Below are 17314 nucleotides of genomic sequence, written 5' to 3' on the forward strand. Positions count from 1 at the left end.
GGGGTCCGGGGCAGGAGCCCGCGTGTTTCGCCCGCTCGCGTCCGCGGGCCGTCACGAGGCGCTCGTCGCGGTCGTGGTGGGGTCGGCCGGCGTGTACGTCACGGTGAGCTCCGAGCCGTCCCGCTCCACCGAGGCGGGGCGGAAGGCGTCGGACATCGCGTCGAGCGTGGCGGCGATCCATGCGGCGGCCGAGGCGTCCGACGCGTCGAGGACCACCCGGCGGAACGGCTGCCCGGTCTCCCCCTCGAGCGGCGTGAACCGGTCGACACTGATCGCCCGGTCGGCGAGCACCTGGCCGAGCGCGATCATCGCCCGCGAGTCGACCTGGCCGGCACGGAACTGCGACTTCGTCCCGCCGTCCGCCCGGAGGGACGGGTTGGCGGCAAGTTCGGTGCCCATCGCCTTTCGCCCGTTCGACGCGGCGGTGATCGCCTCGGCAGCGGCGGAACGGCCCTCGGAGTGGATCCGGCGGACGTCGACCCGCTGGTTCCCGGTGCCGAACGCGGCGACGGACGTCGAGTTCTCGATCGCCTGGCGGATGTCGGACGACGAGTTGCCACCGGTCCGCATGGAGTCCGTCGTGACGACGTAGTCCGAGTCCTTCCACCCGTTCGGCGACTGGCGTTCGACCGCGGCGTCGGTGTCGAGCTTGTAGTACCAGACGACGTTGTTCCGGGCGAAGCCGTCCTGCACGAGGTCGACCCACATGGCATCGTCGACGAGCAGGCGGGAGGACTTCGGCACGTTGTCCCCGACCCACTCCTCGGCCTGCTGCATCGGCAGGTCGAGGTTGCCGAGCACGAAGCCGCGCAGCTGGCCGCCCCAGAGCGGGACCGCCACGACGAGCGCCGCGGTGGTGACCGCCAGCCAGGTGATGCCGAGGCCGCGACGGGTGGCACCGCCGAGGCGGGTGCGGGTCCGGGTGCGCCCGGCGATCGCGAGGACGGCGCGTTCGGCGGTGTACGCCACGAGCAGCGCGGCGAACGGGATGAGCATGATGACGTACGGCACGGGCAGGTACCCGTTCGGGCGGAACATGAAGAGCAGCAGGAACACGAGCATCGCGGCGATCGGGCGGACCCGACGCAGGAAGAGCCCGACGACGGCGGCCACGGACCCGAGCACGATGAAGACGGGGTCGAGGGCCCACCACTGCGAGGCGGCCTCGTTCGCGAGGCTCCCCGAGTCGAACACCGACCCCGAGGCCGCGCGGGACCCGAGCTGGTAGGTGATGCCCTCGAACAGGCTGACCCGTCCGGTCCCGGGCAGGAGCTCGCCCTTCACCGCGGCGAGCAGCAGGTAGCCGCCGCCGATCACGGCGAGCACGGCCCCGGCCACGCTCAGCGTGTACCGACGGGTGCTCTTGTCGGCCCGACGCACCGCGATCCAGATGAGGAACGGCAGCGCGAGCAGGTACGTCTCCTTCGAGAGTACGGCGATCCCGAGGCACGCGGCGGCCCCGGCGAACCCGGCGAGCTGCTGGCGTCGGCTCAGCACGAGGACGAACGCGGCGAGGAGCCACGGCGTCGCGACGTTGTCGATGTACACGGTGCGGTGGTACTGCAGCGCGAGCGGCGACAGGGCGAACACGAGGCCCGCGACGGCGGCGGTCGCCCGGCCCGTGCCGAGGCGGCGGGCGAGCACGAACAGCAGGATGCTCGACGCGGCGGCGAAGAAGACCATCGCCTCGCGCCCGGCCTCGACGGCGAACGGGTAGCGCGCGAACGCCCCGGTCAGCGAGGTGTACCCGGCGATCTGGATCCAGCCGAGCGGCGGGTGGTCGTACCAGTACGTGTAGTGCGTGATCTCGCCGAGGTGCGCGATCGCCCACGCCTGGGCGGTGTACGTCCCCTCGTCGTCGATGCGCTGGGGTGTGCCGGACATGTTCCACGCCTGCACGACGACCGTGACGGCGAGGACGGGCAGCAGCCAGCCGAGGCTCGCGGCGTGCCGTCGGAACCAGGCGCCGACGCCGGAGCGCTGGCCCGCGACGGCACCACGGATCGGGATGCCGGTCGTGTTGGTGATGCTGGCGGTCATCGGGTCCCTCCAGTGGTCGAAGCGGCGAGTTCACGCTCGTCCGAGCGATCCGTGGTGACGGCGTTCGCGAACCCCACGACCTCGGCCGGCTGCGCAGCGGTCCGGTGCTGCCCGGTGTGCTCCGTCTTCTCCCACCCGTTCTGCCCCTTGGCGTGCCGGACGACGGCACGGACGGCAGCCGCGGCGAGGAACACCTGGTAGGGCACGAGGCCGAGCACGAGCTTCACGTAGTCGCGCACGCGCACTCGTTCGCCGTAGATACGGCCGAACTCGTTGAGCCCCACGACCTCGACCGCGAGCAGCATCAGCGTCGGAGCGAGCGGCACGAAGGAGACGAGGGCGATCGCCGTCGGCACCTTGACGAACAGGATCATCACGACGCTCAGCGGGATGAGGAGCCCGGTCGCCGCCTGGATGAACGGCATCGTCAGCATGTACCGGGCGAAGAAGCGCTGTCGGAAGGACGGCAGCTTGCGCCACTCCCCCTTGCCGAGCACCTGCAGGAAGCCCTGGTTCCACCGGGTCCGCTGCTTGAGCAGGGAGGCGAAGGTGGGCGGGGTCTCCTCGCGGGTGACAGCCTCGGGACTGTACGCGACCACGACCTTGGCGCCGTCGGCGGAGAGCCGGACGCCGAGCTCGCAGTCCTCGGCGAGGCAGTGCGCGTCCCACCCGTTCGACCACTCCAGGCGGGAACGGGTGACGAAGACGGTGTTGCCGCCGAGCGGGATGAACTTGGAGCCGGCGTGGAAGTGCAGGCGCGAGCGGAACCAGAAGTAGTACTCGAGCACGTTCCGGAGCGACCACCAGCTCGACTTGAAGTTCATGAGCTGCACGCCGCCCTGCACGACGTCGGCGTCGGTCTCCTGGAAGCGCGAGTCCACCAGGGACAGCAGGCGCGGGTAGACCTCGTCCTCGGCGTCGAACACCCCGACGATGTCGCCCGTGGCGTACTGCAGCGCCAGGTTCATCGCCTTCGGTTTGTTCTTCGGCGCGGTGTCGTCCACCACGACGCGGATCAGCGAAGGGTGGCGGGCCGCGGCGGCGCGCACGACGGCGTCCGTCTCGGGGTCGTCCTCGCCGACGATCGCGATGATCTCGAAGTTCGGGTGGTCCTGCTTCGCGAGCATGTCGAGCGTCTCGCCCATCACGTCCTGCTCGTGACGTCCGGGCACCAGCAGGGTGAACCGGTGGGCGGCCGGCAGCGGGGTCTGGCTGAAGCTCGTCGACTTCAGCGCGTCCCGCGACCGCCAGGCGTGCAGCATCCACCAGAGGGTGGTGAGCGCGATGATCGTGAGCAGCACGGACACGGCGATGAGGGTCGAGTACCCGATCCACTCGCCCAGCGACCAGGCGCCCTGCGAGACCTGACCCGAGCCTCCCGTCGGCACGTCGGTCGTGCCCCGGTTCGGGACGCCCGACGGAGCGGTCCCCTCGTTGGGCTGGAGCAGCGGCCCGGCGGCCGTCAGCAGCGTGGCGGAGATGGTCATTCGGCGAGCTCCTTCGCGTGAGCGTCGGTGGAACGGAAGACGAGGGCCTTGTACGCGGCGAACCGGAACGCGGTGCCGAGCACGAGACCCACCCCGTTGCCGGCGACGTTGTCGGCGAGGGTGGAGATGAAACCGAGGACGTAGTGCGAGACGAACAGGCAGGCGGCGGCGATGCCGAGGCCGATGAGGTTCGTGGCCGCGAAGAGGAGCCCCTCGCGGAGGGTCTCGCGCCGGCCGGTCTGCCGTTCGGCGCGGAAGGTGATGAACCGGTTGCCGACCCAGGCGACGGCCGTGGACACGACGGCGGAGACGATCTTCGCGGCGATGGGCCCGTCGGGCATCACGGTCGCGCGGAGGAGGTTGTAGACGCCGAGGTCGATGACGAAGCAGACGGCGCCGATGCTGCCGAAGGAGACCAGCTGGCGGGCCAGCGTCACCAGCCGCGCGAGGGTCGCGCGCGGCGGGACGGGCACCGCACCGGTGGCGGATGGCACCACAACGGGGGTATCGGTTCGGGTCATGCCCCCGATTCGGGGGTGGTGGGGGTGCGGTTTGGGAGGGGTACAGGCTTACGGAGGCTTCTGCCAGTTTCGCGACACGTGCTGTTCACATGCGGGTCGCGGTGGACGCGACCCCCCGACGGACTGGAGGCGCGGTGCCAGCTGGCACCGCGCCTCCAGTCCGGGGCTGGTCGCGTCTACGCGGGGCGCGACGCCGGGCTGACCGTCTTCGACGCGTCGCGTTCCGGGATGTCCCCCAGTGCCGCGTCGATCGCGGCGAGCGCGTCGGCGTCGAGCGTGACGCCCGCAGCCTTCACGTTGTCGGTGACCTGCTCCGGACGCGAGGCGCCGACGATCGCGCTCGCGACGTTCTCGTTCTGGAGCGTCCACGCGATCGCGAGCTGGGCGAGCGTGAGCCCGGCCTCGTCCGCGACCGGCTGCAGGCGCTGGACGGCCTCGAGGACCTCGTCGCGCATGAACCGCTTGATCATGTCGGCGCCGCCCTTCTCGTCCGTGGCGCGCGAGCCCTCGGGCAGCGGCTGACCGGGCTTGTACTTGCCGGTGAGCACGCCCTGCGCGATGGGCGACCAGACGATCTGCGACAGGCCGAGCTGCTTCGAGGCCGGGACGACCTCGCCCTCGATGACCCGCCACAGCATCGAGTACTGGGGCTGGTTCGAGATGAGCTGGAAGCCGAGTTCCTTCGCCAGCGCCGCACCCGCGCGGATCTGCTCGGCGTTCCACTCGCTGACGCCGATGTAGAGCGCCTTGCCCTGGCGGACGACGTCGGCGAAGGCCTGCATCGTCTCCTCGAGCGGGGTCTCGTGGTCGTAGCGGTGCGCCTGGTAGAGGTCGACGTAGTCCGTCTGCAGCCGCTCGAGCGAGCCGTCGATCGACTCCATGATGTGCTTCCGGCTGAGGCCGGTGTCGTTGTGCCCCTTCGGCCCGGTCGGCCAGTAGACCTTCGTGAAGATCTCCAGCGACTGGCGACGCTCACCCTTGAGTGCCTCGCCGAGGACCGTCTCGGCCTTGGTGTTGGCGTACGTGTCGGCCGTGTCGAACGTGGTGATGCCGGCGTCGAGCGCTGCCCGAACGCACTGGGTGGCGACGTCGTTCTCGACCTGCGAGCCGTGCGTCAGCCAGTTGCCGTAGGTGATCTCGGAGATCTTGAGTCCGGAGTTGCCCAGGTACCTGAATTCCATGGTGTCGACGCTATCGGTCTTCCGGGTCGGGTGAGGGGCCGTGCGAGTACCTGCCGCGGGTGCGGCGCGGGGCGGTGCGGTGCGGTGGCCGGCGTTCTCGGCCGGCGCGGTGCGTTCGCGAGCGGGCGTTCTCGGCCGGCGGCGGTCCGTTCTCGGCCGTCCGGACCGCGAGCGGGCGGTATACCCACGCGACCGCTCCGGGACCGGACCTTTTCCACCCGCTCGCCCCGCGCCTCCAGGCCTGGCCGTCCCGCGGACCGCGAGCGGGCGGTATACCCACCCGACCGCCCTGGGACCGGACCTTTTCCACCCGCTCGCCCGGCGCCTCCAGGCCTGGCCATCCCGCCGCCCGCGAGCGGGCGGTATACCCACGCAACCACCCTGGGACCGGACCTTTTCCACCCGCTCGCACCGCGCCTCCAGGCCGGATTGTCCCTCCACAATTCGCCGCCGCCCAGCTGCATCCACAGATGCACCGACGAGCACCCCGCCCGGCGACCGTCCCCGCAACGCTGTCCCCATGCAGCTCGAGGCGACGTTCCCGATGGCCCTCCGGGGCCGCCCGTTCCGCGTCCGGGAGGCCCTCCACCGCGGTGTCAGCGCCGGCCGCCTCCGCTCCCGCGCATTCCTCCGCCCCTTCCACGGCATCCGGTCGTGGACCCGCCCGACGACCCATGAGCAACGCGCACGAGCAGTCCTCCCCCGACTCCGCCCCGACCAGGCGTTCAGTCACACCACGGCCGCTGCGATCCTCGGCATCCCCCTCCCGCGCCGCCTCGAACGCGATCCCCGTATCCACGTGACGACCCTCGGGACCGACCAGGCGATCCGGGTCCGTGGCACGGTCGGACACCGCGCGCGCCGCGGACGAGTCCGAACCGTCCACTCGGGGACAGCCGCGCTCACCCACCCGGCGGACACCTTCATCGCCCTGGCGACGATGCTCAGCCGTGACGAGTTGATCGTGGTCGGCGACGCGCTCGTCGGGTGGCTCGGCTGGTGCGACCGGGACGAACTCGTCGCCGCAGCCCATCGGTACCGCGGCGCGAGGGGCATCCGCCGCGTCCGCGCGGCACTGGAGGAGATCAGGCCCGGTTCGCGGTCACCGGGTGAAACGCGCCTGCGATTGGCACTGACGCGCCGGGGCCTCCCGCAGCCCGCGCTGAACCACGACGTCGTCGTCGACGGGCGATGGGTCGCGTGCGTGGACCTCGCCTACCCGGCAGCCCGGGTGGCGATCGAGTACGAGAGCGACCTGCACCGCACGGACGATCGCACGTTCCGCAAGGACCTCACCCGCGGTGAGCACCTCAAGGATGTCGGTTGGTGGCTCGTCCGCGCCACGGCCGACGACGTCGGCGCGGACGTCGAGGTGTTCGTCGCGCGGGTCCGCCGCCTGATCAGCGGGGTGCCGGCCGGGAGGCACGACCCGCGCCCGACACGTCGGCTCGCGACATCGGGGTGAACATTGGTTGACGCTTCAACCAAATGGGTGCACAATGGGCTAGCATCAGCTTCGATGCAGGCGCATGGAACTGGGGTTCCGTCCGACGCCTGCTCGGGAACGCAGACCACACGCTTCGAAGGAGTCACCATGACGCTCACCGCCACCACCATCCCCGGCTACCAGACCGGTACCTGGAGGATCGACCCCACGCACTCCGAGGTCACCTTCTCGGTCCGTCACCTCGCGATCAGCAAGGTCAAGGGCAAGTTCGAGACGTTCGACGCCACCGTCGTCACCGCCGAGAACCCGCTCGAGTCGACCGTCGAGGCGAACATCGACGTCGCGTCGATCAACACCGGCCAGGAGCAGCGCGACCAGCACCTCAAGACGAGCGACTTCTTCCTCACCGAGGAGCACCCGCAGCTCACTTTCCGCTCGACGGGCATCGAGGCCAAGGGCGACGACCTGCACATCGCTGGCGACCTCACCCTGCGCGGCGTCACCAAGCCGGTCGTCCTCAAGGCCGAGCTCGGCGGCTTCACGACCGACGGCTACGGCCAGGTCAAGTTCGGCGCCGAGGCGACGACGAAGATCGACCGCACCGAGTTCGGCGTGAACTGGAACGCCGCGCTCGAGGCCGGTGGCTTCACGCTCGGCAACGACGTCACGATCAACCTCGACGTGCAGTTCGTCCTCCAGGCGGCCTGATACCCGTCGGACTCCTGACCCGCGGGTCCGTGCGATGCGCATGACCTGAGGGCACCGAACCGCAGCACCCTGCAGTACCCGAGGCGAACGGCCCGGCTCCTCCTCTGGAGCCGGGCCGTTCGTCGTGGGGGGTGCGGGCTGGGGGCGGGGTGCACGGGGTGAACGAGGCGCACGGGGCTTGTGGGCTCCGCGAGCGGGCGAAACACACACCGCTCCAGTCCGGGATTGGGAAGATTTCGCCCACACGATCGGGTCCGGCCCCCGACAGGAGCATGCCCCTTCCACCCGAGGGCACTCGCCTCCTGGGTCAGCGTCCAAACCGCGTACGTCGAGTGGGTGATTTCGATCGGAGCACCCAACCATCCGCGATGGATTTCGCCCGGTCGCATCGCCAGAGCCCACGGATCGAGGTCCGGGAACGACGAATCTTCGCGGGGGCGCACCCACACCGGGTCAGCCCGGCCCGGCGCGGCCCGGCGCGGGCCTCCGATGCGCGAGCGGGCGGAACTCGTCGGGATCTCCGGTAGGTACGGATGTACTTCGCCCGCTCGGCACCCCCGGCGGGCAGTAGCGTGAGGACACACCCACGCATTTCGCCCGCTCGGCGGAGGCTCGGGGAATCGAGATCCTCGGCGGGCGGTTGCAGGGAAAGCCCGCTCGCGTGGCCAAACACTCCGGACACAAGCACAAGCACAAGCACAAGCACAAGCACGGACGAGCACGAGCACCACCCCGAACACGAGACACCCCGCAGCCGAAACACCCCCACGAACAGGAGCACCACAATGGCCACCGACTGGATCGCGTTGCAGGCCCTCGCGGCAGCCGAGTTCGGCCGCCGCGTCGCTGCCGTGACGGACTGGGACGCCTCCACTCCCGACTCCGAGTGGACCACCCGCGACCTCGTGCAGCACGTCGTCGACGAGCAGCGCTGGATCCCGAAGCTCCTCACGGGGTGCGACTACGCCCAGGCCGAGGCGGACCTCGAGTCGATCGGCGAGGACCTCGCCGTCGAGTGGGCGAAGTTCGCGACGGCAGCGACCGAAGCGTGGCGGAATACGCCCGCTGACGTTCCGGTGCACCTCAGCACGGACGTCGTGCCAGCCGGCGAGTACCTCACGGAGCAGACGAGCGACATCACCATCCACACGTGGGACCTCGCCCGCGCGACAGGGTCCGACGAGTCCCTCCCGGACGAGCTCGTGCGCGCAGTGTGGGAGTACTTCGAGCCGCAGATCGAGGACCTCGCGGCCACCGGTCTCTACGCTGCCCCGGTCGAGGTCGGCGAGGACGCCCCGCTCCAGGTCCGCCTCCTCGCCGTCACAGGACGCGATGCCAGGGTGAGCGCATGACCGCAGACGAAAACGCCCGATCGGGCGAGGCCAAAACCGAGACCGAAACCGAAAAGGCCCGCCCGGAGACCGGACAAGCCGGACCGGACGCAGAAAAGGCCCGCCCGGAGACCGGACAAGCCGGACAGGGCGCAGAAAAGGCCCGCCCGGCAGCAGCAGCAGCGACCACCCGCCTCGGCGCCACCGGCCTCGAGATCAGCAGCGTCGTCCTCGGCATGATGTCCTACGGCGACCCCGACCGCGGCGCCCATCCCTGGAGCGTCGGCATCGACGAGGCCCGGCCGTTCGTCCGCCGCGCCTTCGAGGCCGGCATCACGACGTTCGACACCGCCAACGTGTACTCGGCCGGCAGCTCCGAGGAGATCACCGGCACCCTCCTCGAGGAACTCGCCCCGCGCGAGGACGTCCAGGTCTTCACGAAGGTCTTCAACCGGATGCGACCGGGTCGGAACGGCGCCGGGCTGTCCCGCGCCGCGATCATGCACGAGATCGACGCGTCGCTCACCCGGCTCGGCACGGACTACGTCGACCTGTACCAGATCCACCGTTTCGACCCGCTCACACCGGTCGAGGAGACGATGGAGGCCCTGCACGACGTCGTCAAGGCCGGCAAGGCCCGCTACATCGGCGCGAGCAGCATGTGGGCGTGGCAGTTCGCCGAGATGCAGCACGTCGCCGAGCGGCACGGCTGGACGCGGTTCGTGAGCATGCAGGACCAGTACAACCTCCTCGAACGCGAGGAGGAGCGCGAGATGCACCCCTTCTGCGAGCACACCGGCGTCGGTGTGATCCCGTGGAGCCCTCTCGCCCGCGGCAAGCTCACGCGACCGTGGGACGCGCAGGGCTCGGGCAGCCGGGCGGACACCGACGAGTTCGGCAAGACGCTCTACCGGCAGGACGAGGCCGCCAACCGCGCGATCGTCGACGCGGTGCAGCAGGTCGCGGAGGCCCACGACGCGAGCATGGCCCAGATCGCCCTCGCGTGGGTGATGCGGCAGCCGGCGGTGAGCGCCCCGATCGTCGGCGCGACGAAGGAGCACCACATCGACGACGCGGTCGCCGCCACGGCGATCACGCTCACCGACGACGAGGTGACGCGACTCGAGTCCGCGTACACACCCCGGGTGCCGTCCGGTTTCTGACGCACCCACCAGTCGGACGGGAGGCGCGGTGCCAGCTGGCACCGCGCCTCCCGTCCGTCAGACGGTCGCGTCCGGAGCCCGGTGCGCGCTGTCCAGCCGCGCGATCCGGACGAGCGCCGCGCGCTCCGTCCCCGGTTGGTGACCGAGCACGGCACCGATGCCGTCGAGCACGAGGCCCGCTGTCCGCTGCACCGGGAACTCGACCGGCCCCACCGCCGGCGTCCGCAGCCGGAGCATCGAGCGGTGCCGCGGGTCGAGCGACGCGACCGCACCACCGAAGAGCGCGCGGTACCCGGGCCGCAGCATGTACGCGAGCGGCGGGTCCTTGATGAAGCGGACGACGTCCAGCGTGCGCGCGGTCACGGCGAGTTCCCCGCGGTCGAGGTACCCGTTCATCTGCTCGCGGAGCTCGGCGTCCGACTCCGGTGCATCTGCCACGCCCATGAGCCGCCCGGCGATCGCCCACTCGCGGACGTAGGCGTCGGCGCCGCCCGGGATGGGTTCGCCCCAGAGCTGGGCGCTGCGGAGGAAGGCATCGGTGAAGGCGAGGTGCACCCACCGCGCGAGGTCCGGGTCGTTCGCGGCGTACGGCTTCGTCACCCCGTGGCCGTCGACGTACTCCCCGCGGACCCGCTCGTGCAGCTTCCGCACCCAGGCACTCGCTCCGTCGGCAGCCGCGGTGTCACCGTGCGACACCGTGTAGATCCACCGGATCGTGCCGGCGAGGCGTCCGAACGGGTCCTCGCGGTACCGGGAGTGGTCGGCGACCCCGGCGAGCGCCCCGGGGTGCAGTGCCTGGACGAGCAGCGCGCGGACCCCGGCGAGGATCGTCTGTCGGCCGCCGTGCACCGACCAGGTGGCGGAACCGGGGCCGAAGTAGCCGGCGTCGGTGCCCTGTTCGAGCTCGTCGATCCAGGCCGGGCGCTCCGTGGCGCCCCCGGTGAACGTGTCGTTGAGACGGGAGCGGAAGGCATCGGTGACGGACGGCATGCGGTCATCGTCCGTCCTGCCCCTGACAACACGCCCTGACCGTGCGCCGGACGGTCGGCACGGACGGCCCGCTAGGTTGGGACCCGTGAGCATCGACACGCCTCGTCCCTGGCTTGCCTCGTACGCCCCGGGGGTCCCGCCCGACATCGAGGAGCCCACGGGTTCCCTCTCCGACATCGTGGAGGAGTCCGCCAGGCGCTTCCCGAAGCAGGTCGCGCTGGAGTTCTTCAAGCGCACCACGAGCTACGCGGAGCTGCAGGAGCAGATCGGCCGCGCGGCGAACGGGCTGCGGAAGCTCGGGGTCACGGCCGGTGACCGGGTGGCGATCGTCCTGCCGAACTGCCCGCAGCACATCGTCGCCTTCTACGCCGTGCTCCGGCTCGGGGCGATCGTCGTCGAGCACAACCCGCTGTACACGCCGCGGGAGCTCCGCCACCAGTTCGAGGACCACGGCGCGAAGGTCGCGATCGCGTGGGACAAGTCCGTCGCGACGCTGCAGGACTTCCCCGCCGACGTGAAGCTCGACGCGATCGTCTCGGTCGACCTCACCCGGGCGATGCCCCGCGGCACCCGGATCGCCCTGTCGCTGCCCGTCGCCAAGGCCCGCGAGTCCCGCGCCAAGCTGACGACGAAGGTGCGTGGGACGACGAAGTGGGACGACCTCGTGTCGAACCGGAAGCTGTCGAAGCGGCACCCGCGCCCGACGACGGACGACGTCGCGCTCATCCAGTACACGTCCGGCACGACCGGTGTCCCGAAGGGTGCCGTGCTGACGCACCGGAACCTGATCGCGAACGCGGCCCAGGCTCGGGCCTGGGTGCCGCAGATCCGCCGCGGCGACAACGTCGTGTACGCGGTGCTGCCGATGTTCCACGCGTACGGCCTGACGCTGTGCCTGACCTTCGCGATGAGCATGGCCTCGCGCCTGGTGCTCTTCCCGGCGTTCGACCCGGCGCTCGTCCTCGCGGCGATGAAGAAGCACCCGCCGACGTTCCTGCCGGCCGTGCCCCCGATCTACGCTCGGCTGCAGCACGCCGCGGACTCGGCGAAGGTGTCGCTCGAGGGCATCGAGATCGGGATCTCGGGCGCCATGCCGCTGTCGGCCGACGTCGTCGAACCGTGGGAGGCCCGCACCGGCGGCTACCTCGTCGAGGGCTACGGCCTGTCGGAGTGCTCCCCCGTGCTGATGGCGAACCCGGTCTCCCCCGACCGCCGGCTCGGTTCGATCGGGCTGCCGCTGTCCTCCACCGAGGCACGGGTGGCCGACCCGGACGACCCGACGAAGGTGCTCGGCACCGACGAGCCCGGCGAGCTCCAGGTGCGCGGTCCCCAGGTGTTCCGCGGGTACTGGGGCAAGGCGGAGGCGACCGACGAGGTCTTCACCTCCGACGGCTGGTTCCGCACCGGCGACGTCGTGGCGATCGGCGCCGACGGGTACGTCCGGATCGTCGACCGCCTCAAGGAACTCATCATCACGGGCGGCTTCAACGTCTCCCCCTCCGAGGTCGAGGACGCCCTCCTCAAGCACCCCAGCGTCAAGGAGGTCGCGGTCGTCGGCATCACGCAGGCCGGCAACGAGCAGGTCGTCGCCGCCGTGGTGCCGAAGGACTCGGCGACCTTCGACGCGGACGCGCTCCGGGCCTGGTCGCGGGACCACCTGGCGGCCTACAAGGTGCCGCGCCGGGTCGTCGTGGTGCAGGACCTGCCCCGCTCGATGATCGGCAAGGTGCTGCGGCGGAAGGTGCGCGACCAGATCATCGGCGACTAGCCGTCCCCCGCCGTGGCGGCACGGCCAGGACCGCCAACCCGACGACCACCAGCCCGATGCCGACCCACCCGCCGGCACCGAGGTGCTCGCCCACCACCAACACGGCGAGCACCGCGGCCACGACGGGCTCGAGCAACGAGAGCAGCGTCGCGACCGAGGCGCTCACGGACCGCAGCCCGACCGCGTACAGCGAGTGCCCGAGCACCGTCGGCACGAGCGCCAGGTACACGAACACCGGCCAGTTCGACGCGACCCCGAGCGACGCCTGCCCGCCCACGACGGCGAGGACCACGAGCGGGACCGCCGCGAGGCCGAACACCGCGCCCACGAGCCCACGCTCGCCCGGCAGGGACGCACGATCCGCCACGGACGCGCCACCCGGCAGCGCGACCGGAGCGGACACCGCGTGCATGCCCCGCGCGACCGCCCACGAGTACGACGCGTAGGTCAGGCCCGCCAGCAGCGCGCTCCCGAGGCCGAGCACGAGGGAGCCTCCTGGTCCGGAGCCCTCCGACCGCGCGAGCGTCACGACGACCATGCCGACCACGCTGACCAGGGTGGCGACGACCCACCGACGTGTGACGCGCCTCCCGTCCGCCGCCCACTCGATGAGTCCCGCGAACACGGGAGACGACCCGATGGCCACGGTCGTGCCCAGCGCGACGCCCGCGTCGGCGAGGGCCGCGTAGAACGCGACCGCGTAGACGACGAGCGAGGCCGCGCCGAGCAGGACCCAGCGCCGGGCCGCCGGGTCGGCCACCGCGCGGAGCGTGCCACTGCCCGCACCGAGGGCGAGCACAATCCCACCGAGTCCGAACGTCACCGCACCGAAGACGAAGGCCGGCACGCCCGGCGCGAAGTGCGTCGCGGTCCCTGTGGTCCCCCAGACGGCAGCGGCGACGACGACCGCGGCGATCCCGCCGACCGGCCTGGAGGCACGGCTCGCGTCCGCCCCGCCGGTCACGACACGTGGACGCTCGGTCGGCGGTTCACGTCGGGTTCGGCTTCGCGGAGGACCTCACGGGTGACCGGGGCGACGTCGCCGGCACCCGTGAACACGAAGCGGATCGCGTTCCGGATCGGGCTGCCCTCGTTCCACTCGAAGTAGATGCTCGGGACGACGCCGGCGATGTCCCGGATCGCCAGGAGGGTCGAGGCGATGGTGTTCGGCACGTTGCCGGAACGGACCTTGAGCACGCGGTGGCCGTGGATGACGTGTCCCTCGACGACGAGGTCCTCCTCGAAGTCGGAGGAGTCGGCGGGCAGCACCTCGAGGAACATCGTCGGCACACGGGCGGGGATGCCGGAGTCGCGGCGTTCCTCGCGGCCCTTCGAGCGGTACGCCTCGGCCGTGCCGGCACCCGGCTCGTTCGCGATGATGCAGACGGAGCTGAACTGGTCGGCGTCGGCCTCGATGAACTGCCGTGCGGTGGCGTCCAGCTCGATCGACGACGCGCGGAGCTCGAACGACCGGCGGACACGGGAGACCAGGGACACCACGACGATCGCGATGATGAAGATCGCTGCGATCCGGACGCCGTCCGGCCGCTCGATGACGTTCGCGATGGTCGTGTAGACGAACACGACCGTGATGATCCCGAAGCCGATGGTGCGCTTCTTCTGCTGCTTGCGCCGGGCCGACAGGGTCACCGCAACGGCAGCGCTCGTGATGAGGACGAGCACGCCGGTGGCGTAGGCGCCGCCCTGCGCGTCGACGTTCGCCTGGAAGACGATCGTGATGAGGAAGGCGATGAGCGTGAAGATGATGACGAGCGGTCGGGTCGCCCGAGCCCACTGCGGTGCCATGCCGTAGCGGGGCAGGAAACGGGGCACGAGGTTGAGCAGGCCGGCCATCGCGCTCGCGCCGGCGAACCACAGGATCGCGACGGTCGAGAAGTCGTAGACGGAGCCGAACACGCCACCGAGGTACTCGTGCGCGAGGTACGCCAACGCTCGACCGTTCGCCCCACCGCCCGGCTGGAACTCGTGCTGCGGGATGAGGAAGGTCGTCACGATCGACGAGGTGATGAGGAACGAGCTCATGATCACCGCGGCGACGGTCAGCAGGCGCTTCGTACCGCGGATCCGGCCCTCCGGTCGGGCACTCGTGTCGTCGGACGCGTCACCGCGCACCTGCGGCATGACCGCGACGCCGGTCTCGAACCCGGACAGGCCCAGCGCGAGCTTCGGGAAGACGACGAGGGCGATGCCGATCATCACGAGCGGGTTGCTGTGCTGCGCCGTGAGGCCGCCCCACCAGTCGCTCGCCACCATCGGGTGCTCGAACACGTGCCAGAGGGCGACCACGACGACGATCGCGTTGAGGGCGAGGAACACCCCGACGAGCGCCACCGCGATGCCGATCGCCTCCTTGAACCCGCGGAGGAACACGATGCCGAGCAGGAGCAGCAGCGCGAGGGTGAGGGGCACCGGGATCTGGGTGAACCAGTGCGGCGTGTACGGGTTCTCCGCGATGTGCGCCGTGGCGTCCGCCGCCGACAGGGTCATCGTGATCATGAAGTCCGTCACGGCGAACCCGAGCAGCACGAGCACGAAGAGCTTCCCGGCCCACCAGGGCAGGAGCTTCTCGAGCATCATGATCGACCCGGCGCCCCGGAAGCTGTCCTGGGCCACCCGGCGGTACACGGGCAGGGCCCCGAACAGCGTGACGAGCACGAGGACGATCGTCGCGATCGGCGAGAGGAGCCCGGCGGCCAGGGCGGCGATCGCGGGCTGGTACCCGAGCGTCGAGAAGTAGTCGACGCCGGTCAGGCACATCACCCGCCACCACGAGTGGGTCTTCTCGACCTCGACCTGGTGGGGTCCCTGGTGGGAGGCACCCTGGTCGGATCCCTGCAGCATCCAGCGGCGCACCCGGGTGGAGCGGTCGGGGGACGGCTCGGTCGCGTCGCGTTCCGCGGCCCGCTCGGAGTCAGTCGCGGTCACGGAGACGATCGTAGGCCGTCTCAGCGCCGTGGTCTCGCGATCACCGCGGCGACACCGGCCACCACGAGCAGGACCCCGGCAGCCAGGCAGGCACCGAGCAGGAGTGTCGTCGGGTCGACGTCGAACCACGGCAGGGCGGTCACGGCCATCGCCGCGGCGAAGACCAGGAGCACGACGCCCCAGAAGATCGTGCCGAAGCGCGGGGTGCGACGTGGGCCGGGCGCCGGGGCGGTCTCGCCCATCGGGGCGGTCTCGCCCATCGGGGTGGTCTGGTCGACCGGGGTGGTCTCGTCGTTCGTCATCGTCTCGTTCCTCACTGGTCGACGGCCAGGCCGCGCGGGACGTCGACGCCACCGCCGACGACCCACACGTGCACGGTCGTGATGTCCGCAGCGTCCGCCGACCGCGCTGCCCGGTTCTCCACGGTCGTCGTGCCGAGCACGCCGCCGAGGCTGTCGTCCGCGTCGTCGTCCGGGTGGAGGTCGACGCCGTACCCGACGCCGCTCACCTGCACGCGCACCGGGGCGTCGGTCGGCAGCAGTACCTCGGCTCCCCCGGCACCGAGCCAGAGGTTCACCTCCCCACCACCGTCGGACTCGCCGAGCCCGCGGAGGTCGAGCGTGGGTCCGCCGACCACCATCGCGTAGTTCCGCTCGGCCCCCTGCCCGACGTCGTCCACCCGCCAGGTGGTCCCGCCGATGACCGTGAGCTGCGTGCCGCCCGGCAACACACCCGTGACGACCAGCGCGACGACCCCGATGGTGGCGAACAGTCCGAGTCCACCGCTCTCCCGTCTGCGGATACCCGCCACCATGGTCGCCACCGCGAGCACCGCGACGGCGGCCGCGATGCCGAGCACGGGGACCGGCAGGTCGGTCTGCTGCGCCCAGACCGCGACGCCGGCGCCGGCGACGAGTGCGAGGCCGACGCTCAAGGCGACGAACGCGGCACCGGGGAGCCGCTCGGACCGCTTCGCACGTCGTTCCGCCGCCCGTTCGCGCTCGGCGCGCATCCGGTCGACGTGCTGACGGTGGCGGTCCGCCGCGCCGGTCCAGTCCGTCGGTGTCGGTGTCGGTGTCGGTGTCGGTGTCGGCATCGGCGCGGGCTCGTCGGCGCTCGTCCAGAAGTCGCGCCGCGCGCCGGCGTCGGCGGGGTCGGTGTCGGTGTCGGACGGCTGCGAGCCGCGACGTGCCAGGACCACCACGAGCCACACCGCACAGCCGACGAGGGCGATCGTCCAGGCGGTGCCGAGCGTGGCGGAGAGCCAATCGGGCATCCCCCACGCCACCGGGACTCCCTGCCACCAGATGCCCTGGACGGCCGGCACGAAGGTCAGCACGACGAGGACCCCGATGGCGACGAGCGCCGGGTCGAGCACGCCGCGGACCATCCGCTCGACGTGGATCCGTCCGGACGAGTCCGGCAGCAGCGCCCACCCCGCCGCGTAGGCGAGGAGCACCGGGCCGCCGAGGAGCGCCACGACGATCGCGACGCCGCGGACCACGAGCGGGTCGAGGCCCGTCCGGTCGGCGACGGCACCGCACACGCCGGCGAGCCAGCGGTCGTCGGAACGGGTGACGTGGATGCCCCGGATCCAGTCGAAGAACCGTGTTGCCGTCGCGGGGCCGCCGGTGTCCTGTTGTGTCATGGCCACCAGCATCGTGGCAGCCGACGACGGGCACCATCGGGGTTCACCCTGATCGTCCCCTGATCACGACCCCGTGCCGCCGAT

At 71.2% G+C, this 17314-nt stretch carries 14 protein-coding genes; 5 read left to right on the forward strand and 9 right to left on the reverse strand.

Annotation, left to right across the window (positions count from 1 at the left end; translation table 11 throughout):
• Window positions 1–51: 51 nt before the first annotated feature.
• The 4 genes from FS532_RS13150 to FS532_RS13165 all read right to left on the reverse strand — a co-directional run bounded on the left by FS532_RS13150 (window position 52) and on the right by FS532_RS13165 (window position 5229).
• Window positions 52–2040, reverse strand: coding sequence for an ArnT family glycosyltransferase (locus FS532_RS13150; protein ID WP_144755025.1), 1989 nt, complete (start codon window positions 2038–2040; stop codon window positions 52–54).
• Window positions 2037–3527, reverse strand: coding sequence for a glycosyltransferase (locus tag FS532_RS13155; protein ID WP_186322033.1), 1491 nt, complete (start codon window positions 3525–3527; stop codon window positions 2037–2039). Before FS532_RS13155 ends, FS532_RS13150 begins: the two co-directional genes overlap by 4 nt.
• Window positions 3524–4048, reverse strand: coding sequence for a GtrA family protein (locus tag FS532_RS13160; RefSeq protein ID WP_144755028.1), 525 nt, complete (start codon window positions 4046–4048; stop codon window positions 3524–3526). The genes FS532_RS13155 and FS532_RS13160 overlap by 4 nt, the downstream gene beginning before the upstream one ends.
• A 176-nt stretch (window positions 4049–4224) precedes the next feature.
• Window positions 4225–5229 carry an aldo/keto reductase family protein gene (locus tag FS532_RS13165; protein ID WP_144755031.1) on the reverse strand — a complete coding sequence of 335 codons (1005 nt, stop codon included), beginning with the start codon at window positions 5227–5229 and terminating at the stop codon, window positions 4225–4227.
• Between the two features lie 520 nt (window positions 5230–5749).
• Here FS532_RS13165 and FS532_RS13170 point away from each other — a divergent pair.
• From FS532_RS13170 to FS532_RS13185, 4 genes are all read left to right on the forward strand, one after another.
• Window positions 5750–6694, forward strand: coding sequence for a hypothetical protein (locus FS532_RS13170; RefSeq protein ID WP_144755034.1), 945 nt, complete (start codon window positions 5750–5752; stop codon window positions 6692–6694).
• Window positions 6695–6823: 129 nt separating this feature from the next.
• Window positions 6824–7384, forward strand: coding sequence for a YceI family protein (locus FS532_RS13175; RefSeq protein WP_144755037.1), 561 nt, complete (start codon window positions 6824–6826; stop codon window positions 7382–7384).
• Window positions 7385–8169: 785 nt separating this feature from the next.
• Window positions 8170–8736 carry a TIGR03086 family metal-binding protein gene (locus FS532_RS13180; protein ID WP_144755041.1) on the forward strand — a complete coding sequence of 189 codons (567 nt, stop codon included), beginning with the start codon at window positions 8170–8172 and terminating at the stop codon, window positions 8734–8736.
• Window positions 8737–8951: 215 nt separating this feature from the next.
• Window positions 8952–9878 (forward strand): aldo/keto reductase, encoded by a 927-nt coding sequence (locus tag FS532_RS13185; protein ID WP_144755505.1) that lies wholly within the window; start codon window positions 8952–8954, stop codon window positions 9876–9878.
• Window positions 9879–9935: 57 nt separating this feature from the next.
• Here FS532_RS13185 and FS532_RS13190 read toward each other — a convergent pair whose 3' ends face one another.
• Complete coding sequence (locus FS532_RS13190) at window positions 9936–10868, reverse strand: oxygenase MpaB family protein (protein WP_144755044.1); 933 nt, start codon at window positions 10866–10868, stop codon at window positions 9936–9938.
• 85 nt (window positions 10869–10953) lie between these two features.
• Between FS532_RS13190 and FS532_RS13195 the strand changes: the two genes are divergently transcribed.
• Entirely contained in the window at window positions 10954–12636 is a 1683-nt protein-coding gene (locus FS532_RS13195) for a long-chain-fatty-acid--CoA ligase (RefSeq protein ID WP_144755047.1), read from the forward strand.
• Here FS532_RS13195 and FS532_RS13200 read toward each other — a convergent pair.
• The 4 genes from FS532_RS13200 to FS532_RS13210 are packed head-to-tail and all read right to left on the reverse strand — an operon-like array spanning window position 12623 to window position 17230.
• Window positions 12623–13600, reverse strand: coding sequence for an EamA family transporter (locus tag FS532_RS13200; RefSeq protein ID WP_144755049.1), 978 nt, complete (start codon window positions 13598–13600; stop codon window positions 12623–12625). The two genes, FS532_RS13195 and FS532_RS13200, sit on opposite strands and share 14 nt — an antisense overlap.
• The gene (locus FS532_RS13205; protein WP_144755052.1) at window positions 13597–15582 is read right to left on the reverse strand and encodes an APC family permease; all 1986 of its coding nucleotides are present in this window, start codon (window positions 15580–15582) and stop codon (window positions 13597–13599) included. The genes FS532_RS13200 and FS532_RS13205 overlap by 4 nt, the downstream gene beginning before the upstream one ends.
• A 20-nt stretch (window positions 15583–15602) precedes the next feature.
• The gene (locus FS532_RS18715) at window positions 15603–15884 is read right to left on the reverse strand and encodes a hypothetical protein (RefSeq protein WP_186322034.1); all 282 of its coding nucleotides are present in this window, start codon (window positions 15882–15884) and stop codon (window positions 15603–15605) included.
• A gap of 11 nt (window positions 15885–15895) precedes the next feature.
• Window positions 15896–17230, reverse strand: coding sequence for a PspC domain-containing protein (locus FS532_RS13210; protein ID WP_186322035.1), 1335 nt, complete (start codon window positions 17228–17230; stop codon window positions 15896–15898).
• Between the last annotated feature and the right edge of the window lie 84 nt (window positions 17231–17314).

The sequence above is a fragment of the Curtobacterium pusillum genome, assembly GCF_007673235.1.
Classification (GTDB): Bacteria; Actinomycetota; Actinomycetes; order Actinomycetales; family Microbacteriaceae; genus Curtobacterium; species Curtobacterium pusillum_C.